This is a genomic window from Mesorhizobium sp. CNPSo 4684 (assembly GCF_057784315.1).
This window is the reverse complement of the sequence record NZ_JBWLUX010000044.1, coordinates 1-23769: the sequence shown is the minus strand read 5'-3', so window position 1 is coordinate 23769 and position 23769 is coordinate 1. Positions and strand designations below refer to the sequence as shown.

General features: G+C 58.0%; 11 protein-coding genes and 16 pseudogenes. 13 read left to right on the top strand and 14 right to left on the bottom strand.

The window, feature by feature from the left end:
* Positions 1-489: 489 nt before the first annotated feature.
* From AC04SG_RS29310 to AC04SG_RS29295, 4 genes are all read right to left on the bottom strand, one after another.
* Positions 490-1989: a M81 family metallopeptidase gene (locus tag AC04SG_RS29310; RefSeq protein WP_488553880.1), complete on the bottom strand. Its 1500-nt coding sequence runs from the start codon at positions 1987-1989 to the stop codon at positions 490-492.
* A gap of 561 nt (positions 1990-2550) precedes the next feature.
* Positions 2551-4989, bottom strand: a complete 2439-nt coding sequence (locus AC04SG_RS29305; RefSeq protein WP_488553879.1) for a GcvT family protein — start codon at positions 4987-4989, stop codon at positions 2551-2553.
* 58 nt (positions 4990-5047) lie between these two features.
* Positions 5048-6214 (bottom strand): mandelate racemase/muconate lactonizing enzyme family protein, encoded by a 1167-nt coding sequence (locus tag AC04SG_RS29300; protein WP_488553878.1) that lies wholly within the window; start codon positions 6212-6214, stop codon positions 5048-5050.
* A gap of 38 nt (positions 6215-6252) precedes the next feature.
* Positions 6253-7797 carry a trimethylamine methyltransferase family protein gene (locus AC04SG_RS29295; protein WP_488553877.1) on the bottom strand — a complete coding sequence of 515 codons (1545 nt, stop codon included), beginning with the start codon at positions 7795-7797 and terminating at the stop codon, positions 6253-6255.
* Positions 7798-7937: 140 nt separating this feature from the next.
* On the opposite strand from AC04SG_RS29295, the gene AC04SG_RS29290 reads away from it, so the two are divergent.
* Positions 7938-8810, top strand: a complete 873-nt coding sequence (locus AC04SG_RS29290; protein WP_488553876.1) for a LysR substrate-binding domain-containing protein — start codon at positions 7938-7940, stop codon at positions 8808-8810.
* Positions 8811-9524: 714 nt separating this feature from the next.
* Here AC04SG_RS29290 and AC04SG_RS29285 read toward each other — a convergent pair.
* The 7 genes and pseudogenes from AC04SG_RS29285 to AC04SG_RS29255 form a co-directional block, all read right to left on the bottom strand.
* A pseudogene (locus AC04SG_RS29285) lies at positions 9525-9665 on the bottom strand (IS256 family transposase); the annotation flags it as partial.
* Between the two features lie 75 nt (positions 9666-9740).
* Entirely contained in the window at positions 9741-10595 is an 855-nt protein-coding gene (istB, locus tag AC04SG_RS29280; RefSeq protein ID WP_488553875.1) for an IS21-like element helper ATPase IstB, read from the bottom strand.
* Positions 10592-11853, bottom strand: a pseudogene (gene istA / locus AC04SG_RS29275) (IS21 family transposase). The gene istB and the pseudogene istA overlap by 4 nt, the downstream one beginning before the upstream one ends.
* Positions 11854-12006: 153 nt before the next feature.
* Positions 12007-12767 (bottom strand): annotated as a pseudogene (locus tag AC04SG_RS29270) (IS256 family transposase); the annotation flags it as partial.
* Positions 12768-13169: 402 nt separating this feature from the next.
* Positions 13170-13262: pseudogene (locus tag AC04SG_RS29265) on the bottom strand (IS5/IS1182 family transposase); the annotation flags it as partial.
* A 107-nt stretch (positions 13263-13369) separates the two neighbouring features.
* Complete coding sequence (locus AC04SG_RS29260) at positions 13370-13522, bottom strand: pantoate--beta-alanine ligase (protein ID WP_488553898.1); 153 nt, start codon at positions 13520-13522, stop codon at positions 13370-13372.
* Positions 13492-13791, bottom strand: coding sequence for a 3-methyl-2-oxobutanoate hydroxymethyltransferase (locus tag AC04SG_RS29255; RefSeq protein WP_488553897.1), 300 nt, complete (start codon positions 13789-13791; stop codon positions 13492-13494). The genes AC04SG_RS29260 and AC04SG_RS29255 overlap by 31 nt, the downstream gene beginning before the upstream one ends.
* Positions 13792-13888: 97 nt before the next feature.
* Here AC04SG_RS29255 and AC04SG_RS29250 point away from each other — a divergent pair.
* Positions 13889-14738 (top strand): annotated as a pseudogene (locus AC04SG_RS29250) (IS630 family transposase).
* Between the two features lie 7 nt (positions 14739-14745).
* Here the strand turns inward: AC04SG_RS29250 and AC04SG_RS29245 are convergent.
* Positions 14746-15173 (bottom strand): annotated as a pseudogene (locus AC04SG_RS29245) (3-methyl-2-oxobutanoate hydroxymethyltransferase); the annotation flags it as partial.
* 379 nt (positions 15174-15552) lie between these two features.
* On the opposite strand from AC04SG_RS29245, the gene AC04SG_RS29240 reads away from it, so the two are divergent.
* From AC04SG_RS29240 to AC04SG_RS29215, 6 genes and pseudogenes are all read left to right on the top strand, one after another.
* Positions 15553-15705 (top strand): Lrp/AsnC ligand binding domain-containing protein, encoded by a 153-nt coding sequence (locus tag AC04SG_RS29240; protein ID WP_488553874.1) that lies wholly within the window; start codon positions 15553-15555, stop codon positions 15703-15705.
* A 114-nt stretch (positions 15706-15819) separates the two neighbouring features.
* Positions 15820-16851: pseudogene (locus AC04SG_RS29235) on the top strand (D-alanine--D-alanine ligase family protein); the annotation flags it as partial.
* 50 nt (positions 16852-16901) lie between these two features.
* A pseudogene (locus AC04SG_RS29230) lies at positions 16902-17331 on the top strand (helix-turn-helix domain-containing protein); the annotation flags it as partial.
* A 17-nt stretch (positions 17332-17348) separates the two neighbouring features.
* Positions 17349-17875, top strand: a pseudogene (locus AC04SG_RS29225) (transposase); the annotation flags it as partial.
* 1 nt (position 17876) lies between these two features.
* A pseudogene (locus AC04SG_RS29220) lies at positions 17877-18005 on the top strand (IS5/IS1182 family transposase); the annotation flags it as partial.
* A gap of 694 nt (positions 18006-18699) precedes the next feature.
* Complete coding sequence (locus AC04SG_RS29215) at positions 18700-19479, top strand: methyltransferase domain-containing protein (RefSeq protein ID WP_488553873.1); 780 nt, start codon at positions 18700-18702, stop codon at positions 19477-19479.
* A gap of 252 nt (positions 19480-19731) precedes the next feature.
* Here AC04SG_RS29215 and AC04SG_RS29210 read toward each other — a convergent pair.
* A pseudogene (locus tag AC04SG_RS29210) lies at positions 19732-20097 on the bottom strand (transposase); the annotation flags it as partial.
* Between AC04SG_RS29210 and AC04SG_RS29205 the strand changes: the two are divergent.
* Positions 20092-21187: pseudogene (locus AC04SG_RS29205) on the top strand (IS3 family transposase). The pseudogenes AC04SG_RS29210 and AC04SG_RS29205 sit on opposite strands and share 6 nt — an antisense overlap.
* A 35-nt stretch (positions 21188-21222) precedes the next feature.
* Positions 21223-21372 (top strand): annotated as a pseudogene (locus tag AC04SG_RS29200) (hypothetical protein); the annotation flags it as partial.
* A 357-nt stretch (positions 21373-21729) separates the two neighbouring features.
* Here AC04SG_RS29200 and AC04SG_RS29195 read toward each other — a convergent pair.
* Positions 21730-21830: pseudogene (locus tag AC04SG_RS29195) on the bottom strand (transposase); the annotation flags it as partial.
* Between the two features lie 194 nt (positions 21831-22024).
* Between AC04SG_RS29195 and AC04SG_RS29190 the strand changes: the two are divergent.
* From AC04SG_RS29190 to AC04SG_RS29180, 3 genes and pseudogenes are all read left to right on the top strand, one after another.
* Positions 22025-23260 carry an ATP-grasp domain-containing protein gene (locus AC04SG_RS29190; protein WP_488553872.1) on the top strand — a complete coding sequence of 412 codons (1236 nt, stop codon included), beginning with the start codon at positions 22025-22027 and terminating at the stop codon, positions 23258-23260.
* A gap of 209 nt (positions 23261-23469) precedes the next feature.
* A pseudogene (locus AC04SG_RS29185) lies at positions 23470-23619 on the top strand (glycine C-acetyltransferase); the annotation flags it as partial.
* 2 nt (positions 23620-23621) lie between these two features.
* A pseudogene (locus tag AC04SG_RS29180) lies at positions 23622-23769 on the top strand (ABC transporter ATP-binding protein); the annotation flags it as partial.

Sequence of the window (23769 nt, the reverse complement as noted above, 5' to 3'; positions counted from 1 at the left end):
GTTCGCGTCAAAATGCGCCGGTCATTGAAATGCCGATTGCAGGGAACCGGCTCGATTGGAACGTCTGACCTCCCCGCAGTCTGCAGCACATATTCGCGGTCGCCACGGCGGAGGGGCGCAGCCAACGGCGCTCGTAAATACATAATTTATACATGCACATGCTGGCCGGCGTGCTCGTGCAGACGGCGCCTCTTGACTTGTATGAGCGACCGGCGATCGGATCATCCCGTGGTAGCTGGGCTGGTCGTCGAGCAGCTCAGCCATTTGGCTTTTTTCCTCACAGATCCGGGCGGGCGGATTCCGCATGCCGCGAAGACGCAGGAGAGTCGACGCCGGTCTACGCCAAGCCGGGCCAAGCCCGCGTCTATCATGTCGGCCGATCCTTTGCAGGTGGCACGACACGAAAGGGTCGAGAACACGAGCCGCGTCTCCAAATTATAACCGAGAGCCCAATACGGTCCCTCGGCTTCTTGGTGTCACCATGGATAATCAAGTCACTGGCGAGAAAGTGGTGTCGAGATCAAGGGGATATATCGGTCTACGAACTCTTTGAAAATTGTAGAAGCCGATATTGCTAGTTGCCAGGCCTGGAGGATCAGTGGTCACGATTGCTTTTGCCCTAGATTCAAAAAAGGCCCGAAAATGAGCAGACGACTTGATACAAATTATCTCATATTGAGTAATGTCCGCTCCGGTAATCAGAAACGGGCGATCGTCGTAAGCTTGGTCGAATAAAATCTCCGTAACAATAATTTCTACATTACCGACGCGTAAACGAGCGGTTTTTCCGTAACAAACAGGCACTCCTTCGTACATAGGAGTCACAAAGGTGGCATTTCCGTCTGACAGTGCGCATACTTTGGCGTTGTGCAAATCAATTGGGGCACCGTGAAGTTTGTCGGTTTTGCCGCCTAGCAGACCGGAAACGTCTTCCCCGACACCCACTTCGTGGGCAAGAAGGGCAATTTCAGGATCATAAATGTATCCGAAGATCGCCTTGGGAAGATTCCGGCTCAAAATTTCGCGCAGAAGATGGGTTCCATCACCAGGCGCCCCACCGCCTGGATTATCAGAGGTTTCATTGATGACCACATACCCTTTTCCCGGTTTGCTCAATTCTGCTAAAGCACAATCGATCGCCGCGTCCGGCATCGGCAACTCATTCCCTTTCATTTCTTCCCGCTTTTCCCAGATGTACTTGGCGATGTCGGCGGCGGCCTCCTTTGCCCCTTTTTCAGAAACGACGACCACAGATGCGCCAGTGCAAGGAAGATCAGCAGTAAAAAAGCCTTGGAAAAAGGTTGCATCTATCAGTTCATGTTTGACAACGTAGTCAGCTATATAGGCTGTCAAGGACCTCATGGGTTCGACAAAAGTGTCACCCATGATGGTGAGTAGCAAGGGAATTTGAACAAGGGCTGTGTTGATTGATACTTCGCCGCGTAACATGCGGATGAGGGTTTTCATAGCCAGATAGCCAGCATCCGCCATATCGATATGAGGGTATTGTTTACAGCCGAAAAGGCCATTCGACAATTCAACCATCTCCGGCGTTATATTCCCATGAAGATCAAGCGCAACGGTGATGGGCATGTCCGGACCGACTACCTCCCGCAGCTGTTCTAAGGTATACGCCTCTAGATCATCAGTATTCTCAGCACATCCGGCGCCGTGCAACATCATGCATATTCCAGTATATTCACTTCTTCTGTCCTTAGCAATTTTGATAAGTTCCCCAACTACAAATTCAGCGGCCTCTTTAGCAAGTCTCGGGCCAGCGATATCATGCACTGCGACAGCAGGTATCAGTTCGACGCCATTGTCTTCCGCCGCTTTGATCATTCCGCCCAGATAGTCGGGTGTATTACGGAATTTGGCAAGAATCTCTTCACCCACTGACAAGCCGTCGGGAGCCCAACGTTTAAAATCTGCAGTACCAGAGGCAAAGGTATTAGTTTCATAACCGATCCTACCGAATAGAATTTTCATACTGACCTCGTGATGAGTGGGTGCTCTGTGGCGTTCCATACCGTCCAGATGATCCCGGCTCATAGGGATTATATCGTTAAGAAGAGTGAACTTTCGTCAAAATGCGAAGGCGTTTTGAAATGCGAGTCGGGAAAATTCGAATGGTTTGAAATGAACCGCGGCGCTGTCCGCTGCTGTGCTGTTGCTTTTGCTTCCGGCATATTCTATCAGGTACCTTGTCGTGCCCTCGTCACACACGACATTCTTTGCAGAACGGCCTCTCGGTTTAGCCCGATTTATGTATGACAGTTTGTGAGAGGCTTGCGGATGTGACTTAAGCGGTTGCTTTGACGTAAGAGTCGGTCGCTTGGACAGAACCTTTGACCAGATATCGCGAGCCACACCGCGATGACCGACGATGGTTGCCGCGGTTGTGTTTGCAAGTCGTCGAACGCAAGAAGATCACAGCTGCGTTGAGCTCGCCCACGATCCAACGCCTTCCATTCCCAAGCGGTTCTGTATCCTCGCCGCGTGCGCTCAACTTGCCTTGCGACCGACCTCAGTGGGAAGCGACCGAACCAACTAAGATCGCATCAAATCACCGTTGGTATCGTAGAGTGGTTGAACCATCACCATCGCTGGAAAAAGTTGCCCGTCGATTTCGACATCCAGCACGAGTCCATCGCTAGCCAAGTCGACCGGAACGTAGCCCAACGCCAGAGACTTCTTCACGCGATGCCCATGGCCTCCAGAGGAGATGTAGCCAACGGCCGCCCCATCCTTGAGCAGGGCTTCGTCTCCGACGACGTCACGGTCCTCGACATCGATCATCAACCCGACCAGCTTCCGGGCGGGCCCTGCTTCGCGCGCTTTGGCGGCGGCTGCCTTCCCAACGAAGTCCTTGTTCCAGTCGATGAAAGCGGCCAGCCCGCTCTCAGCTGCATCGAAATCGGGGCGGAAGTCCATCGTCCAGACGCCCCAATTCTTCTCAAGTCGCATCGACATGAGCGCACGGCTTCCGTAGAAACGCAGCCCAAGGTCGCCACCTGCCTGTTCGACCGCCTCAAACAAGCGAATGAGGAACTGGGGACGGCAATAGATTTCATAGCCCAGCTCGCCTGAGAAGGAGAGGCGCGAGAGGATCACCGGCACGTCACCCACGACGCATTCCCGGATATCGCGGAATTTGAACGCGTTGGGAGACAGGTCCTCACGCGTAATCCGCGAGATCAGTTCTCTTGATTTCGGGCCCGAGATCGCGAGCCCGTGGAGCTCGTCGGAACGGTTGATATAGGTTACTCCCTCGGTCGGCAGATGCCGCTCGAACCATCTCCGGTGCATTTCCTGTGCCGCCCCTGATCCGAACAGCATGAAACGGTCTTCCGCGAGGCACGCGACGGTCAAATCTCCATAGAGTTTGCCTTTGGGGGTCAACATGGGGGTCAACGCGATCCGGCCGGGTTTGGGCAGTTTTCCGGCCAGGACGTGGTCGAGAAACGCTCTCGACCCGGGTCCGGCAAATTCGTGCTTGGAGTAGTTCGCAATCTCGATTGCGCCCACGCCCGTCCGAACGCTTTCGATTTCGCGTGCGACGTAGTCATGGCTGCGGTTACGCTCGAAAGTCGGCTCTTCATGCGCGTCATCTGGCCCGTCTGCGAACCACAGCGCGTGTTCCAGGCCAAAACTCACCCCCATAACCGCGCCTTTTGCGACAAGGCGATCGTAAAGGGCGGTCGTTTTTTGCCTTCGCCCCTTGGGTAGGGTTTCATTGGGAAACGTCATGACGAAACGGCGTTCGTAGTTTTCCGAAGACTTCACGGTGCCCCAGTCCACGGTCGCGAAGTTGCCAAACCGCGCGATGTCCATCGCCCAGACATCAATCGACGGTTCGCCCTCGATCATCCATTCCGCAATCGACCGGCCAACACCACCGCCCTGGCAGAAGCCGGCCATAACGCCGACCGCGGCCCAGTAGTTCTGCAGACCGGGGACCGGGCCGATCATCGGGTTTCCGTCAGGGCCGAACGTGAAGGGCCCGTTCACAACGGTTTTGATACCCACTTGTCCAAGAGCTGGAATGCGTTCAAACGCAAGTTCAAGGCGGTCTGCGATCCGCTCGAGATCGGATGGCAGCAGTTCGTGGCCAAAGTCCATTGGGGTGCCTGAAACCTTCCAAGGCGTCGACTTGGGCTCATACGTGCCCAGCAGCATCCCGTTTCGCTCCTGCCGGAAGTAGATGTTGGCTTCGTAGTCGATGCCTGCCGGGAGGCGCTTGCCGGAAGCCATACGTTCCACGATTTGAGGGATATCCTCCGTAATCAGGTAATGGTGCTCCATCGGCTGCACCGGCATGGTTACGCCAGCCATCTTCCCAGCCTCTCGCGCCCAGAGCCCGGCAGCGTTGACCACGTGCTCTGCGTTGATGGTCCCCTTGGGAGTGACCACGTCCCAGGTGCCGTCTTTCCTTTGGCGAGTCTCAATAACAGGGGCGTGGGTGTAATACTGCGCGCCGTGCACGCGGGCCGATTTTGCATAAGCGTAGCAGACACCGGACGGGTCGACATCACCATCAAGCGGGTCCCACAGCGCGGCAAGGTAGTGGCTCGGATCGATGAGAGAATGCCGCTCAGCCGCCTCTTTGACGCTGATGAATTCCTGATCAAGCCCCATGTAGCGGGCTTTCGACCGCTCCCGCTTCAGGTATTCGTACCAGGTCTTGTTCGACGCCAGGTAGAAGCCCCCCGTGTTATGAAGCCCGACCGAGTGGCCGGACGTCTCCTCGATCTCTTTGTAAAGATGGATTGTGTAACCCTGGAGGCGGCTGATGTTCGGATCTGAGCTGATGGTGTGGATCTGACCCGCTGCATGCCAGCTTGACCCGCTTGTCAGTTCGTCTCGCTCAAGGAGCACACTGTCTTTCCAACCGAATTTTGCAAGGTGGAAAAGGATCGAACATCCGACGACCCCGCCGCCGATGACGACCGCGCGGGCGTGCGATGGAAAGGGTTTTTCAGCTGTCATGGGTGTCCGTTTCTGGCTTGAGGAGGCGATCGCATAAGGCCGGCCGGATGGGCGATCGCTAAGCAAGGGGAAGACGTCTGAACCGACCGGCGCGGGCTGGGTCAAAGAAGTGGTCGAGAGGTCCGTTGTCGACAAAATGGGCGTGCCAAGTCGCTAGCGCTCCACGGTCGAGTTCCACACCCAGGCCAGGCCCTTCGGGCACGGTGACGACATTGTTGGTCTGACGGAACGGTCCGCCTTGGATGATGTCACCGATCTGCCACCGAAACAGGGATTGGGACGGCTCCGTAATCCACGGCATTGCCGCTGACATGTGCAGATAGGCTGCAGTCGCGACCCCGGCATCGCCTGAGTAGCACCAGAACCCGACCCCCATGGTCTCGCAGGCGCCGATAAAGCGCACGGCGCGGGAGATGCCGCCCAAGACCGCAAAATTGGTAACGATAAAATCTGGCACGCCGAGACGAACAGTCCGGCGGAGGTCCGGCACGTGGGTGGAGAACGGTATGGCCGAATGTCGGCGCAATACCTCCATCTCTTCGAAGGTGGCGACGGGATCCTCATAGTTCCTGATATCGAATGGCTCAATCTCGCGAAGGATCCGAATCGCGGTCGGCAAGGACCACTGCATATTGCTATCGAGTCGGATCATATCGCGAGGCCCCAAAGCGGAGCGCAGCGCCTTCACGGTCTCGATTTCAAGGACCGGGTCACCCAGGATGAGCTTACCCTCGAACATCGTCGAGCCGTGAAGCTCCCCCATTTGTACACAATAGTCAGCGACCGCCTCGGGAGACATTTCACCTCCCTCGCGGAATCCGAAGTATTCCGTAAAGGGAATATCCTTCCTGACCGCACCCCCTAGCAGCTTGTAAAGCGGCTCCTGCGCCACTTTACCTCTGATATCCCAGAGAGCGATTTCGATCGCACCGAAAGCTTTGACCACGGAACTATCGTCCGTGTTTTGGACGATTTGCCATGGTGGGACAGTCACGGACTCACAAAATGCAATGTCGAGCGGATCCTGACCGACCAACCTTTCGCCCATCGCCTGAATGGTTGCCAAGACATCGACAGACGGCGCTTCGCCAAGGCCGACAAGCCCTTGGTCGGTTTCAACTTCGACGATCGCCTTGGAGGTGCCGGGATAATGTCCGCCCGTCCACCAGAGGGGTTTCTCCAGCGGGATGTTGACCGGAGTCGCTTTTACAGAAGTGATCTTCATTGCACTGCCCGAAATTGAGAAACACTGGCGTTGACGACTCAGTACCATTGGTCCGATTGCGCAGATTTTTTCCGTGCGCAGAATGCGGCCAGCTCGTCGTCAATGGCTACGTCGAGAGGAGGAGCCTGGTACTCCGCGAGCAGCTTCTTCCAGCGCGCGTTGGCGCGTACCAGGGCATCCTTTTCCCCTGCGTCCCGCCACTGTTCGAAGCTGTTGTTGTCAGCGACTTCCGACTCCCAGAAAGCCGTTCGATAGTTCGCAATGGTGTGTTCGCAGCCGAAGAAATGCTTCCCCGGTCCGACTTCGCGGAACGCTTCGAGCGCCAGCTGATTTGGATTGACGGAGAGACCCGCCATGTAGACATGCAGGGCGCTGCAGAAGTCAGCATCCAGGATTAACTTCTCATAGCCCATGCTCAGCCCGCCTTCGAGCCAACCCGCCGAATGCAGGATGAAATTGGCGCCGCACTGGACGGCGGCCTGCATGGCGACCGCGCTTTCCATCATCGCCTGACCGTCAGCCACCTTTGATGACGTAAAGGCGCCCGAGCAACGCAGCGGCAGGCCCAGACGGCGTGCTAGCTGGCCCACGACCAGCGATCCCAGTGCCGGTTCTGGGGTACCGAAGGTCGGTGACCCGGTGCGAAGGTCGGTCGAAGACAGAAAGTTGCCGAAGATGGTTGGAGCGCCGGGGCGCACCAGCTGGGTCAGGGCGCACCCTACCATGGTCTCCGCAAACGACTGTGCGATGGCGCCCGGTGTCGTCACCGGCCCCATCGCCCCGCCGAGGATGAACGGCACAATCACCGCACCCTGGTTGGCGCGCGCATAGACCTTGAGCGCACCTGTCATGGTGGCATCGAAAACAAGCGGAGAGTTGGCATTGATATTCGCAAGGATGACGCAGTTCTGGTCGACGACCTCTCGGCCGAAGACGATACGGGCCATCTCGATCGAATCTTCGGCCCTTTCGACTGAGGTCACCGAGCCCATGAAAGGCTTGTCGGAGTAGCGCAGATGGGCCGAGACCATGTCGAGATGGCGCTTATTCACCGGAATGTCGAGTGGCTCGCACACCGTGCCGCCGGAATGATGAAGCCACGGGATGGAGTAGGCAAGTTTGACGAAGTTTTCGAAATCGCCGAGCGTCCCGTAGCGTCGACCGCCTTCCAGATCGCGTACAAAAGGCGGGCCGTAGGCCGGCGCAAACACAACATTTGGGCCGCCAATTTTTAGGGAACGCGCCGGGTTCCTGGCATGTTGCGTAAAGGTCGAAGGCGCGGTTTTCAGAATCGGACCGAGCATGCCCCTTGGAAAGCGGACCAGTTCGCCCTGCACCACGGCGCCCGCAGACCGCCACAGATCCAGAGATTCCGGATCTTCTCGGAACTCGATACCGATTTCCTCCAGGATTAACGCGGCGGCGTCCTCGATCGCCACCAGGCCTTCCTCGGAAAGCAGTTCGTAAGGTCGGATTCGGAGCTCTACGCCAGCGAGAACTGCCGCTGCCTCGTGACCACTGGCTGGAGCACGTCGGTTCGAGCGGCCCCGCGCTCGAGGTGTCGGCCCCTCTGGATCGACCATGTTTTTTCGTCTTCCCTTTTTCTTTTGCTTCTATAAGTTTGAGTGGCGAAACCGCGCAGGTAAACCTCAATAATTCTGATGTCTGCATAAGGACAAATTATGCAATGCCCCGTTTACGCATTCCAAGCCCCGCAGGCCTCATGACCTTCGAGGCTGCGGGGCGTCATCTGAGTTTCACCAACGCGGCCGAAGAGCTTCGCGTCAGTCAGGCCGCTGTGAGTTCGGCCATCAAGAGCCTGGAGGGTGACCTTGGCGTTGAGCTGTTTGTGCGCCAGCATAAGCGCATCGTCTTGACTGAAGCCGGCCAGCGTTTCTACACCGATGTGGCAATGGGTCTCGGCCATATTGCTCGGTCTGCAGAGGCCGTTCGTCGCACCACGGAGGACAAGCACGTCATCCTTTCGTCGTCGACGGCGTTCGCCAGCCACTGGCTGATTCCAAGGCTGCCTAGCTTTCGGGCGCAGCATCCTGAAATTGAAATCCGCATCCAGACGGCGGATCGTGACACGGATCTGGGTCCCGACCCCCATCTGATCGGCGTCCGCCGGGGGTTGGGTGATTGGCCCAACTACCGCGCCTTCCGGTTCGGCAGCGAGAACCTTATCCCGGTCTGCAGCCCCAGCTATCTCACGCAGTCGGGCGCGCCGCGGGATTTGGCGGATCTTGCCGGACGGACTCTCATTCACCTTGACGAGCCCCACCGGCCACGCCCGGCCTGGAAAGACTGGTTCTTACATTTCGGAGTGGACTACACCGACGTCGGTGAAGGCCTGCGGCTCAATGATTACAGCTTGGTGGTGCAGGCGGCGATCGGCGGACAAGGCATCGCGCTGGGTTGGACGCACCTTGTCAACCATCCGCTGAGCGAGGGATTGCTCGTTCAAGCCCTCGCCGCCAACTGGGCGACAGGGTATGCATTCTACATTGTCAGCAATCGTTCGATAGATCTCGCTCCAGAAGCAAAACTGGTGAAAGACTGGATTATCGAAGGCGCCCCGAATGACCAGCCGTGACAACAGCGCAACCTCGCTATGTGCTTGCGGTGAAGATCGGAGACTAGGAACTTTTTGTCGTCACGTCACCACCGGGCTCAAGAAACGTTGACAGTTGTCGTTCAATCCTTCCGCGCACCTTGCCGGGGCCACGCCCTTCAGGATCCCCCAGGTTCTCTGCCGGCGAGCGTGCCGTACTACCCAGGTCGAGGCCGTAATTTTCTTCGTCAGTCGGCGCGCAGGAGAAGCGGTTTGGTTGAACGTGGGAGTCACGTTCGTTGTGACTATGCAACGATGGCTGCTGGATGGCTGATGATGAGCATTGGCAGTTGCCCTGGCAAGGTTGGCACTCGTCCAGTGATCAACCACGATGATATGATATTGCGGGAGTGATCGGCCACACTTGCGCCTCCGGCCACCTTGAATCCCCCAACAACTACTGTCCGTACAAGACGAGCGCCACGAGGCTACTCTGCGCGCATATTTCAAACCAAGCCGCATTGTGCGGTCCACGTTTCAGTAGTCGACGATTTTGGCGCCACCCCCTCTCCAATGCATCTATATTTGCAGGTGCACGCAACCACACAATTAAGTTCCAGGGAGCGCGAATGTATCCCGCCAGGAGACAGGTACCGACGCCCGGGGCAGGGAGCTATGGGCCTCAGCGATCGTGCCCACTGGCGTGGTGTAGCTGACGGCATTGGTCGCCGTGCTCTCCGGCATGGGCCGGACTGATCAGCGCGCCACTGCCGGCAGGCTGATGAGCGGATCATCGCTCATCTGGCTGATGGTCTCAAGCGTCATGTAGCGGGCCCGCTGCACGGCCCATTCATCGTTCTGTTCGAGCAGGAGCGCGCCGACGAGGCGGACGATGGCTGTCAATGGGCGCCGAAGTTTCCGCGAATGTGGGCATCCAATTTTCCCTAGCTGACAGGCGAATGGGCCCGGTGATCAGCCGGCATCTTGATCGTCGGATCTCGCTCCTGGCGGCCGGCCGCGTTTTTTCGGCGGCGGAGGCGGGTTGATGTGTGCTTTTGATCGAACGTGCTCGGGGACGAGATCGGCGTGCTGTCGAAGGCGGTAGCTTGATCCCTCGATCTGGATAACGACGGCGTGGTGAAGCAGGCGATCAAGAAGTGCGGTTGCGACGACAGGGTCCCCGAAGACCTCGCCCCATTCTGCAAATCCGCGATTGGAGGTGAGGATCATGGCGCCCTTCTCGTAGCGGGCATTGACGAGCTGGAAGAAGAGGTTGCCGCCGCCAGCCACGACGGGAAGATAGCCGATCTCGTCGACGACGAGCAGCGAGGCGCGGCATAGATAGCGGATACGCTCGCGCAGCTGCCCCTCGCGCTCGGCCTTGGCGAGCGAGGCGATGATGTCGGCGAGCGTGGAGAAGTAGACGCTCTTTGCGGCCTTCACGGCCTCGACGGCGAGCGCGGTCGCCAAATGGCTTTTGCCGGTGCCGGGCGGGCCGAGAAGATGGACTACCTCCGCGCGCTCGATGAATTTCAGTTCGGCCAGCGCCATGATGCGGTTTTTGTCGAGCGATGGCTGGAAAGCGAAGTCGAAGCCGGCGAGTGTCTTGACGGTGGTCAGGCGCGCCATCATCAGAGCAGCCTTGATGCGCCGACTTTCGCGTAGAGTTAGTTCTTCGACCAGAAGTTCGTCGAAGGCCTGGATGCCGTCGATCTCGCCCTGCTCAATGCGCCGCAGGGTCGCGTCAAGTGCTTCGAGCGCCCGTGGCATGCGCAGCCCGACCAGGCTCTTCCTGATGCTGTCGATCGTGGATGCGTGCATGGTCATGGCCGGCTCCCTTCGATCGCCAGCCGTTCGGCGACGGCCTGATAGAAGTCGAGCGAGCGCCGGGCGACATGGTCGCCGAGACGGCCGACGATGATATCGGGGGCGCTCTTCCTCGCCGCATGGCGAGCTGCCCCCTGACGATGAGCTGGATCGATCCGATATTGGCGGCGCCCCTCGAGCACAGGATGGCTGGCAACCAGCCTGCCTTCGTCCAGGATGCGGATGCAGTCGGCAAGCTGGTGAACCTCGACAAGGCGCCGGGTGCGATCGGGAACGCTATAGTAGTTGCCGCCGATCGAGACGAGACCATCATGGCTGACGCGACGCTCCAGCTTGAGAAGCGCGTCGAAGGGAACGGCCGGAGAGATTGAAGTTCCGGCTGCTCCGCCGCGAAGGCTTCACTGACGATGCGTTGCGTGGTGCCATGCAGGCGAGCATTGGCGACGGTGTCGAGCCAATCTTGCAATTGCTCGTTCAGGTCGTCGAGATTGCGGAAGCTGCGGGCCAGGAAGAAGTCCTCGCGGATATAGCGGAATGGTCGCTCGACTTTGCCCTTGGTTTTGGCGCGATACGGCCGGCAGGCTCTGGGCTGGAAGCCGAAGTGCTTGGCCAGCGCCAGCAGCGAACGATTGTAGATGATGTGGCCTTCGTTATCTTCGCCGGTAACCGCCGTCTTCATCCTGTCGTAGAGGATCTCGATCGGCACTCCTCCAATGGCGTCGAAAGCTTGGCAATGACAGCGCAGCAGCGTCTGCAGGTCCTGGTGCATGACGTAGCGGGCGAAGATGTAACGCGAGTGGCCAAGCACAAGCGAGAACAGCCAGACGATGCGCATCACGCCCGGCGTGTCGGTGAACTCGGTGACGAAGCGCGCGAAGTCGACCTGTGCTTGATATCCGGCCGGAGTCTCGAAGCGCACCTCGAAGGGACGCACCTGCTCCTGTGGCCGGACCGCGGCCACGAAGCGCTTCACGGCGGTGTAGGCGCCGTCATAGCCGCGCTCACGAATCTCGCGCGTCAGGCGCACGGCGCTCAGATCGGGAAAGGTCGAGACCCGTTCGCGCAGATAGTCGACAAACGGCGCGATCTTGTTTGGCCGCCCCGCCTGCCGCGGGCCATAGACGGGGAGTTCGAGCCCGCGCTCGATGTATTTGCGGACTGTCTTGGGATCGCGCCCCGTTCGCCGGGCGATCGCAGTCACGGACAGGCCCTGACGGTGTAGATCCAATATCATCAGAAGTTCTCCAAGTTGGACCACCAGCGCCGCTCCCGTCCCGCAAAGGTCGGGACGGACTATCGACACCGGGGCGAAAGCCGCCAATTCCGGGACGCGTCCCGGAACTGGCGGCAGCAGCGCCAACTAGGGAATTTTCGATGCCCACAATTAGGGAATATTCATCGCCCGATGACAGATGGCATCGTCATTGGGGAAGATGCCGACGACCTCGGTCCTGCGCTTGATCTCGCCGTTGAGGCGCTCGATCGGGTTGGTGCTATGCAGCTTGGCGCGGTGCTCCCTGGGGAAAGTCATGTAGGCGAGCACGTCGGGCTCGGCGTCGTCCATGATGGCGGCGAGCTTGGGCACCTTCGGCCGGATCTGGTCGGCAACGGCGCGCCATTGGGTGCTGGCGGCTTCCGGCGTCTCCTGGGCGAAGGCTGTGGCGATGAAGGCCGAGACGACGCGGCGACCGCTCTTGCCGGCATGGGCCAGCACGTTCCTCATGAAGTGGACGCGGCACCTCTGCCATGTCGCGCACAGCACCTTGGTGACCGCCGCCTTGATGCCTTCATGGGCACATCGGAGACGACGAGCTTGACGCCCCTGAGGCCGCGGCGGGTCAGCTTGCGCAAAAACTCCGTCCAGATCGGCTCGGCCGTCAGCGCCTTCTCGGCCATGCGCCTGGGCTCCAGGAAGCTCGGGAAGTAGGAGCCCTTCCGCAGCTTTGGGATGCGCAGCTCGACGGTGCCGGCCCGCGTCTCCCAGTCTCTGTCGCGGTAGCCGTTGCGCTGAGCCATGCGCAGCGAGTTCTTCTCGCCATAGCCGGCGCCGGTGGCGGCGCCCACCTCCAACTCCATCAGCCGCTCGGCGGCAAAGCCGATCATGTCGCGCAAGATATCGGCGTCGGGGGTCTTCTCTACGAGCGTGCGCAGGTTCATCATGTCGTTGGTCATCGGTGGTTCCTTCGAATCAGGTTGTGTCAGCAACCCAACCCTACCGAAGAACATCGATGACCGCCGCTACGCCGCTCGCTCGCTACGGCGCTGTTGAGGGCGCGCGCGAGCGGCTTCGCTACCGCCGAGCTACACCACGTCTGGGGACGCGACCGCCTCAGCCGAGAGCCCTGTCACTTCAAGCGGTGTCCAGCCGGAGCATCCTGAGGATCTCCCCTGAACCTGAGCCCATCTCAGAAGCATGGCTCCAATGCTGCGTCGTAGTCCAATGGCTGATCGATGTTTCACGACACGCCGTGGATTAGGCGAGGAGACTGGGAATTCATCCGCGAGTAACTGACTACTGCCTCCTCCCAAGGCGGTACCGGCCCGGCAGCGAGCGCAGTCTCCTGTTGGGCCTTCAAAGCGGTGAGCACATCGGTCGTATCTGGTGTGGATGCGTCGCCAGTCTTTGAGGGGTGCGAACATGTTCTCAATCCTGTGGCGTTGTCGGTAAGGACAGGATCGTAGCTGTGCAGAACACGATGCTTGGCAGCCGCGCGCGGCAGGGGCGCAGATCGTCATGCTCTAAAGAAGACGTCGCTTTCTAGAGGGATTCTTCATCAGGGTCCAACCCAATCCTTGCCGAGTGCCGCACGCACCAGGCTCAGATGGCCCTCATGCAATGAGCTCATTGTCTGCACGACAGCAACCTTCACGCCATTCTGACGCCATGCCGAGATAGTCATGCGCAATTCGGCGACAGTTCGTGCGATCGCGATGCTCGTGCTGCTTCTCCACCATTGACCGTCCTTTGCGCATCGCCGAAGACATGCTTGGCCGCTGGAAAGCTGCGGTCGCGCACGGCCTGCGCGTAGGCAGCGATCGCCGCCTCGGCGGTCTCCCCGACCTCGGCATAGCGCTTGAGCGAATTTGGGCCGGAAATCGCCGAAGATGCCCAACATGTCGTCGACGATAAGAATCTGCCGTCACAGGCCGCCGAGGCGCCAATACCGACGGTTGGGATCGCTACCTCCGCGGAGATCCGACGGGCTAGGCCGTTTCATGTCTTGAGAGAATCGTAGGATTCCAACGACGCTTGTTTGTGATTCAAGATGCTGGCTGGACGAGGCCAGCGTCTGATGACACGAGCCCTTTCGAACGATCTTCGTGAGCGTGTTGTTGAAGCCGTCGGCACCGGCGAGAGCTGCCGTGCGGTGGCGTCGCGTTTTGGCGTCGCAGTGTCCTCGGTGGTGAAGTGGTCGCAACCAGACCTCAGATCTGACGCTGCATCGGCTGAAGGACGAGTTGGCCGCACGCGGGGTGATGGTCTCGCACAACGCGGTCTGGGTGCTCTCGAGGCGCGAGGGCCTGGGCTTCAAAAAAACGCTGTTCGCTCTTGAGCAGGCCCGGGCCGACATCGCTCGTCGCCGCCAGCGCTGGAGGTCCTGGCAGGGTCGCCTCGATCCGGCGCGTCTGGTCTTCATCGACGAGACGTGGATCAAGACCAACATGGCCCCGCTTCGCGGCTGGGGACCAAGGGGACAGCGCCTGCGCGGCTTCGCACCGCACGGCCATTGGCGAACCCTGACCTTCTTTGGCGCGTTGCGCTGTGACCAACTCACCGCGCCATGCGTCTTCAACGGCCCCATCAACGGGGAATGCTTCCGCACCTATGTCCGCCAGTAGCTGCTCCCTACCCTGCGGCCCGGTGACATCGTGATCATGGACAACCTGGGCAGCCATAAATCCGCAGCCATCCGTCATGCCATCAGGGCCGCCGGCGCAAGGCTCTGGTTCCTGCCGCCCTACTCGCCCGATCTCAACCCGATCGAGCAGACCTTCGCCAAAATCAAGCATTGGATGCGCCACGCCCAGAAGCGAACTATCGAAGACACCTGGCGCCATCTCGGCACCCTCGTCGGAACCATCAAGCCAGACGAATGCGCAATCTACTTCATCAACGCAGGATACGCTTCCGTCAAAACATGAACGAGTCTAGCGCCTCGGGGACCTTCTCCAGCGCCACAGCGAATGCTCCGGCCTTGGCCACTGCGGAGGGCATCGCTCACGATGCGCTCGCCGTCCTCGCCCCTGCCCTGCACGCGATAGCCGCCAAAGGCGTTGACCTCCTGCGGCGTCAAGCCGGACATGGCCCATCACCGGCACGCCGCGTGAGGTCAGGAAGCGGATCGTCGCCGCCATTTGCTCGCCGTCTTCGAGCTTGACCGCCGCGCAGCCGACTCGCGACATGACAGGGTGTAGCATTGCGAAAGGCTGCTCGGGGCTTTCCTCGTAGGAGCCGAACGGCATGTCGACGATCATCAGAGCCTGCTCCAGGCCACAGCGGACGGCCTGAGCGTGCACGATCATCATCTCAAGCTTCACGCCCAGCGTCGACGACAGGCCATGGAGCACCATGCCGACGACAATGAGCGAGAGCTAACTCTCGCGTGCTTGCGGTCGATGACCCGTCTGTCCGAAAAGCGACAATATCAGCTCCGAGGCAGGAGTGTGTCGCAAGCAATCGTGCCATTTCCCAATGTTCTCCTCATTGGCACGACAAATGCAATGCTCTTCGCAGAGCGTCTGCAGCAGCGAGTGATGAGAATCATGCCCCTTGGCGCAAACGACGAGTCTATGGCTGCCGGATAATAGGAGAGAACATCATGGCAGAATCAAGAATACAGATGGTTGCGGACATTTTGCCCGACAGAGCCAAATGTTCATTGCAAATTGATCACCACGACAGTGCCAGTAGAACCTGATCTGATGGCTCTTGAGGTCGTCGAAGTCCAAGCGCTTGATGCAAGCCGCCGCAGTGGTAACTCAGTGCTACCAGACCACGGGCACTGCCGGTTTCATATTAATCCGGAAGGTGGATGAAGCCGACTCTTTCAAGGCGTTTATTAAGACGAAGCTGTATACCGACCCAATGTACGGAAATTTAAGACCATGATTGCGCTTGAACGTGTCAGATTTGGCCACGGACCCTAATATAGCTTTCGCCTGCCCGCGCTGACCTATTCGCTCGTGCAGGGGGCGTTCATACCAGCAGTCAGGGAGATGGGAAATGGGTCTGCAAGTTTCGTTCATATTTGGCGGCATCTCGACCGAGTACGAATCTTCGATCTCATCATTTAGCAATATCATTTCATTGTATTTAGAGCTCCCAGTTGACAAAAGACCTTTTCAAATAAAAAATCTTTATCACATTAATATAGAAGATGGCCTCGTCAGGACAATACCGTTAACAGATGTTTCTAAATCTCTAAATATAAGAGCATATATAGAAATTGCCGTTACCACCGCCGGCGATACAATCCTAAGAACTCTTGATTCGATTGATCCACGCAAGGAGCATCTGGTAAATTTGCTGCATGGCCAGTTCGGCGAAGACGGAGGGATTCAGTGGATTGCGGCGCTTCTAGGATTAAAAGGTACCTTCGGCGACCCGCACGTTGCATCGCTGACGATGAACAAGTATGCAATGTCGCAATTCGTCTCCTCACAACTTCCCGCTGATATCGTAAGAATTCCAGAAACCAGGTTAATAAAGTCCGGAACCGTGGAACACGATATTCAGATTGCGAACTCAATTCAAGGTCCTATCGTGGTGAAGCCGAATTCACTAGGATCATCAATACTTACTGAGGTTTTTGACGATCCGGTTGCGCTTCAGAACGATATTTCTAAGGTCGTTGGCGAAATACTTATGTACGATAGTGCTGCTTTGCTGCAGGAGTATATTCCTGGCTCCGATTATTCTTGTGGGTGTATAGTTGGTTCATCCGGAATAAGTCTGCTTCCAATTGTCGAAGTTATAACACAGGGACGCCTCTTCGGCAGCAATGAGAAAAATCGCCTCGACCTTTATAGGCTGAGAATTGTAGACGGCAATGACAAAATATCAGTTGCTATCCAATATATTGTTAATCGCATTGTTAATTCTTTAGATTTTTACAATATAGTGCGATTTGACTTTAGAGTTAACGAAAGATCTGAGATATATTTTTTAGAGTGCAATTATCTACCTGGTTTGGGAGTGGGGGGCATCTTCCCAACTATGCTACAAAGTCATGGGATGACGGTGATTGATATGATTGCTTTTATATTGGATAGATCAAAGTTATTTTTGCCGAAAGATTATATAAGCGTCCAAGACCCTGCGTGTGGCGCTGGCAGGAGCGCTTCGCCGCGGAAGGCTTTGAAAGACTGTTGCGCGACAAGACGCGGCCTTCGCGCATTACGCCTCTCGGCTCTGAAGTCGCCGAGCGGGTGGTGGCGCTGACATTGCGGGACTCGCCGGGCGAAGACGACTCACTGGACGGCGGACATGATGGCGCAAGCGGCTGGCATCAGCGCAAGCGCTGTGCGTCGCATCTGGAAGGCACACGGGCGGCAGCCCAACCACTGGCGCCAGTTCAAGCTCTCTAAAGATCCGCAGTTCGTTGACAAACTGCGCGACGTCGTCGGCCTTTATGTCGATCCACCGATCCACGCCATCGTGCTGTCGGTCGACGAGGAGATCCCATGGGGAGTGGATAGCGACCGACGCTCTGGCAGAGTGAGGTCGCTGACACACCACTCTGGAGGCCGAGCATGCAAATTCTCACTGACCGAGCCCAAGCGCCGACCGCTATCCGCACCGATCTTGGCGCGATTTTCGTGTCGTTGGAACTTAGTCGATCGACCTGGCTAATTACATCGCTGGTCGCCGGGCGGCGGAGAAAAGATGTCGAAGCATACGGCTCGCAGCGGCGATGTCGCAGGACTGTGCGCGGTTCTCTCAGCTCAAGCACGAGGTGCAGGTCCGCACGGGGCGGGTAGTTACCGTCATCGTGATACAGGAGGCGGGTCTCGACGGCTTTCGGATACATCGCTTGCTTCAGCACGAAGAGGTCGAAAGCCATGTCGTTGATCCCGCTCCAATAGCTACGTCGCGCCGGCGTCCACAGGTGAAGACAGACAAGATCGCCGGGGAAACCCTTGGGCGCGCGCTGCTGGCTTATAAGCGAGGCGAGCCGCGGGTATGCGCAATGGTTCGAGTACCAACCCCACAAGAAGAGGATCGCCGTCGGATCTGCCGCGAGCGAAAAACGTTGACAGCAGAACGGGTCGAGCGCCTTGCGCCGCTGGGTCATGGAGCGCACATTCGCATGGCCGGCGCCATGCCCTTGCCTGGCTAGAAATCCCGTCGCTTCCGCAGAGGCCTGGATATACGTTGCCCACATTCGCCTGCTCACACGCAGGCTCGCAATAGCCTTATACCAAAACGCTCCTTTTGATTCGCGTAATAGGTTCCATCGCGTCCATAGCACAAAGTTCACACAGTATTTCAATCTTTTCACAGTATCTTAATAAATTCAGCTGCAGAGGCGAAGAACTATTACTTGAAATTGATATTTGTTGATGTATGCTAGATTCGTAAAGTAGGAGCCATTTCTAGTCTCCACGCAAGCAAGGATTTGGAACTGAGGACGACGGCACATCAGGATTCTCAGAGTGGCCGCTTTGACAAACAAAATAAGTCGCAATAACATTACGGAGATGCGTTTGTGCGCGATACACGGCGAGAAGGCGATAATGTGTACATCGTGTGTACAAGTGCCTAGCACCGGAAACCCTTAGCGCAACGCGAAGGTGGATGCCATCAGCGGCGGTCTGCGATGCAGTCTGCGGGTCCCCTAGGCCGTTGCGCTGAAACGCTGCGATGAACTATCAGAGAAACCGACGTTGGTATTGCGGGATGCCGGCAGGCTCGCTGCACAGTCGGAGATTGAGGGTCGTGAACGGGAGCACATCCGATTCAAGCACATCCGATTCAAACGGCAGCAAGCACATATCAAAGCGCCTAAAGAAGCCGACCGTAGCGTTCCAGACCGATGGCGCAGCAATGGTGGAAGTCATTCCGTCTAACAACTGTTGGTCGTTAAAATAGGAGAGTACAGTTGTGATCGAGAACTGCAGCGGTATTGACATTTTGAAGTATGCCAAAGCATATGACATTCGCTCTGTGTCCTCGCCGGAGGGAGCGAGACAATGCGACGAGGCGTTTAGTGCAATTGTGGATGGAAAGACCCTCCTTTTTTCCATGCACAACTATGCAGAAATGTACAAGCTCCCGAACCTCTACGATGCGATGATCTATGGGCTCTTGAAATGCGAGACGCCATTTGCGCTCGCTAGAGAGTTCGGACGAATTCTGTTCGAGTACAGGGTTGATCCGTCGGCCTTGAGGATGCTGGAGGTTGGGGCCGGTTCTGGCGCTTTCGCGGAAGCTGTCCGTTTGGCGATGCCTATAGGGCGCATCGTCGGCCTCGACATCATTGAAGAGGCTCGTGTCGCTGCCGAGCGAGACCGGCCGGGTATTTATGATGGTTATATCGTAGCCGACCTTTGCGCTCTCAGTTGGGAAGCGGAGGCGGCGATCGCGAGGCTATCACCAAACTGTGTCGGTGTCGCTTCTGCGACGGGATGGAACAATCATATTCCGGTGGCTGGCTTCGAACGAGCCTTCAAGGTACTTGAGCCGGGCGGCTGGTTCATTTTTCATGTTAAGCCAAACGATCCGGATCCCGAATGCGTAGCTCTCTCGCAGTGGATAGAAGCCAAGGTGAAGACAAGCGACATGGTCGATTCAAAAAGAGGAAAGGTATTCCACCGTATGAGCGTCAACGGAGAGCGAATTTACTATGATTACGTGATTGGGCGGAAGCAAAGGGCTAGCTAGGGTCAGGATCTGTAATTTGCAGAGCTTGGCGGTGTATCCCTTGAGGGTTTCAAGGATCTGTCCGCACTGGCCGAGCCGGAGCTGGTCGTGCTGTATCGAGTCTCATAAGGCCGGACGTTGCATTGACTCGAAGCGGGCTGTCAGGCCCTTCTGACTACCTTCGCATATCGTCCATTCCTGCGTTCCCTCGCGGGACACCGCCCTCGGATCAGCGCTGGCGCTTCACCGCTGGCAAACTGTTTCTACCTCGTCTCAAGCCAACAAAGTGCCGTCGCGTAGCATGGCATGCCGCGCGAGTGCCACTCGGGCTTTCTTCAGACCGCGGCGCTTCGAGATTTTCAGCGCCCAAGTCTTGAGCGCGAAGCTCCCACTGCTCCCTGTCAGGATTGAGTTGGCTGCTTCGTAGAGAAGCTTGCGGACCATGCTGTCACCTTGGTTGGTGATCCGGCCGGTCCAGTCGAGTTCGCCGGATTGATGACGCCTGGGCACCAGCCCAAAGTAGGCACCCGCGTTTCGCGATTGTCGGAACCGGCCGGCCTCGTCGATGGGGGCGGAGAAGGCGGCTGAAGTCTGGATGCCAACACCAGGTATACTCATGAGGATCTGGCAGGCCTGCGACGGAAGCGATCGAGATTTTCCGACGAACAGATCATCGGCATTTTGAAGGAGCACCAGGCGGGCCTCTCGGCGACGGACCTGTGCCGCAATACGGTGTGAGCGATGCGACCTTCTACAAGTGGCGCTCGAAGTATGGCGGCATGGATGTGTCGGAGGCGAAGCGGCTGAAGGCTCTTGAGGAGGAGAACGGCAAGCTGAAGCGTCTGCTGGCCGATGCGATGCTCGACGTCTCGACCTTGCGCCAGATGCTCGGAAAAAACTTCTAACGCCCGGGTCGAGGAGGACTGCCGTGATCTGGGCGATCGAGAACAAGGGCTATTCGCAGCGTCGGGCTTGCGGGCTCGTCGGCATGGAGCCGCGGGGTCTACCGCTACGGTCTGTCGGGACCAGACGATGCCGGTTTGCGAAAGCCGCTGCGGGAACTGGCCGCCGAACGCCGGCGCTTTGGCTACCCTCGGCTGCACCTGCTCCTGAAGCGCGGAGGCGTGGCGGTGAACTGGAAGAAACCCTATCGCCTCTATCGCGAGGAGCGCCTGACGGTGCGCAAGCGCGGTGGCCGCAAGCGGGCATTGGGCACCAAGGCGCCGATGGCAATCCCGCAGGGCGCCAACCAGCGCTGGAGCCTCGACTTCGTCACCGACACGCTGACCGATGGCCGCCGCTTCCGGATCCTGTGCGTCATCGACGACTTCAGCCGGGAATGTCTGGCCACGGTCGTCGACAACTCGATCTCGGGTGAGCGTGTCGCCCGGGAACTCGACATCATCGCTGAGCTTCGCGGCTACCCCTGCATGATCGTGTCGGACAATGGCACCGAGCTGACCTCGAATGCCATCCTGGCGTGGCCTGAGGGATCGGCAGGTCGAGCTGGGCAAGCCGATGCAGAATGGCTTCGGGGAAAGCTTGGGCTACGCGATGAGTGCCTCAACGAACGCCTCTTCATCAGCTACCGGCATGCCCGTAACAGCATTGAAGAATGGAGGATCGACTACAATGTGAATCGCCCGCACACGAGCCTCGATGGGCTCACCTGCTTGAATACGCAACCCGATCCGTCAAGGGTCACAACGTGAACAGGGCTAACTTATAGACGCAGACAAAACGGGGGAGCAGGTCAGGTTGATTATGTGCAAGTCCGGCGGCTTCAGACGATCACCGCGGTCAATACCATCGTCGCGAGTGGTATCATCGCCGCCGTCGGCGACATCCGGTCGGTTCCGCCAGCCGCAGAGGCTCGTGAGTTACTTCGGCCTCAATCCGCGTGTGCGCCAATCCGATCTCGGATTGGCGCAACATGGCCGGATCAGCAAACATGGGCGCTCCCATGCCCGCGGGCCATTTGGCCGACGCCTGGGTGCGGCGAAGGCCCCCGGACTGCTCAGGGTTTCTTCCTGCGCATCCGCAACAAGCTGGCCCTCACCCCAAGCTGGGGTGTCGATCTGGCATCTGTTGACAAAGGAGCAGGACTACCTCTGGCTCGCCGGCGCTGGTAGTGGCAAAGTAGAGGCAGCTCGCTCAGAAGGCCGGCGCGCCGGGCGAGCGCGGAGTCGGTCGCCGCGGTTCGGCTACAACGTGAAGGAGTTGCGAAACAGCGAGAAAGCCGCGGCCTGGAATGCCAAGCGACAAAGGCTTGTCGATGTCATCCGTCGTGTAGATGATGCGACGCACGCTCTCGGATAGGCGAAGAAGGGCACGACCTGTTGCCAGTTGCGCCGCCAGCTCTGGGTGATCGCGGGTTATCGCTGGCCCAGGCGCCGGCCCCGAAGTGCCGCCGCGAGCAGAGGTCGCAACAGACTCTTCGCAAAACTTTGACGGTCCCAAATCGATCAGAATGGTAAGTTCGCAGCCAAGCTCTTGGGCAGGGCTATGGAGTGTCGACGCCGATCTATGCTCGGACGGCAGACGACGCAATGTTGGAGTCAAGCCAATGGCACGAGAAGCCCTCATCCTGGTTGAAGGTCATAACGGTATCGGTCAGCTGTATTTGGCAGCCGCCCAGCGTCTTGGTCTGCATCCAATTACCCTGTCGGCTGATCCAGCTTGCTACGGCTATCTGCAGGCGGAAACGACTGAGGTAATCCGTGTAGATACAAGCGATCTCGATTCGCTGATCCGTGAATGTTCCCGGTTGCGTGGGATCTATCACATTGCAGGCATGACCGGCTTTTCGGGCGATGATGATTCGGTCTTTGCGACAGTTGCCAAGCTCTGCCGACATTTCGATTTGCCGGGACAGCGTCCCGAATCTATTGAACGATGCTGCGACAAAGTCACCCAGCGCAAACTGCTGGCCGCAGCCGGCGTTCCGGTCCCGGCTTATCGCGTCGCTGCTAATCCGGCGGAGATAAAAAGCGCTGCCATCCAAATAGGCCTGCCCGTGGTTGTTAAGCCGGCAGAAGGCAGCGGCAGCGTGGGTGTCAGATTATGCCGAACCTTCGACGAATTGGCCCAACATACAGCTTATCTCCTCGGCGGGAAGCATCCATGGCGGGTCTCGCCCACTATACTCGTTGAGGAATTCGCACAGGGTCGCTACAATTGCGTCGACCTAATGGGAAGTGAGGTCATAGCGATTTCCGCAGCTGAGTTTGGGCGGCCGCCCAATTTCGTCTTTCGTGAATTTGCCTATCCTGCTGTTCTGTCGGAAAGCGATCATGAGAGTCTCGTCCAGATTTCGTTAAGCAGCTTGCGAGCTCTTGGCCTTTGCTGGGGGCCGACGTGCATTGAATTTCGATGGACGAAACGTGGCCCGGTCGTCATTGAAGTCAATCCGCGCATTGGCGGGGCACCTGGTCCTCAACTCATTCAGCTTGCGTACGATGTTGATGTGATCACCGAGCACATCAAGCTTCTCACCGGGAACGAATCGAATTTCCACCGAAAGCAATCGCACGCTGCGGCCGCGCGTTTCCTTATTCCTGAACGCGACGGCATTGTGGATTGGAAAGACAACGACAGGCTGGCGGTTGGGGTGCCGGGAGTCACCGAGGTAAAATGGTATGTTAAACGCAAGACGCCTATCGTCAGGAAAGGCGACTACCGAGATTCGATCGGCTATGTCATCGCCGCTTCGCCCAGCTTTGCTGAGACTGAGGCAATACTCCAACGTGCCATAGACCTAATCGACTGCTCGATAACGCCATTTCCGACAGTGCGCGAATAGAAAAGTCTGCGGCTTGGTATTTCTCCACCGGGACCTGCGATTTGAAGGGCTCATTGCACAGAGAGGCAGATTGACTGATTTCGTCCAAAAAAGGTCTGCGATCTAATTACGGCACAAGACGTAGACTGATCGGCGGCCGGCACCTCTGGGGGAAAGGCTGCTCGCCGGAATCGTACAACTGCTAAGGGGACGTCTGGAAGAAAAGCTCGCTGACCATCCATGTTTCTGCCGAGCTTGCCCGCTTGAGATCGGGCGCGCTCTACAGATCCGAACTGGCCATTACCTCAATGCAGTCGGCCGAGATCGTGGTCGGCGGCGAGAGGGTGCTGAATTTCTGCGTCAACAACTATCTCGGCCTCCCCTTGGGGTTGTCGCCGAGACATGCCAACGCGTGATCGTGATGTACGCTGGCCGGATCGTAGAACAAGCGAACGTGATAGATCTGTTCGCGCGTCCCGCGCATCCCTACACCCAGGGCCTCATGCGATCGGTGCCTGATCCGCGGCGCG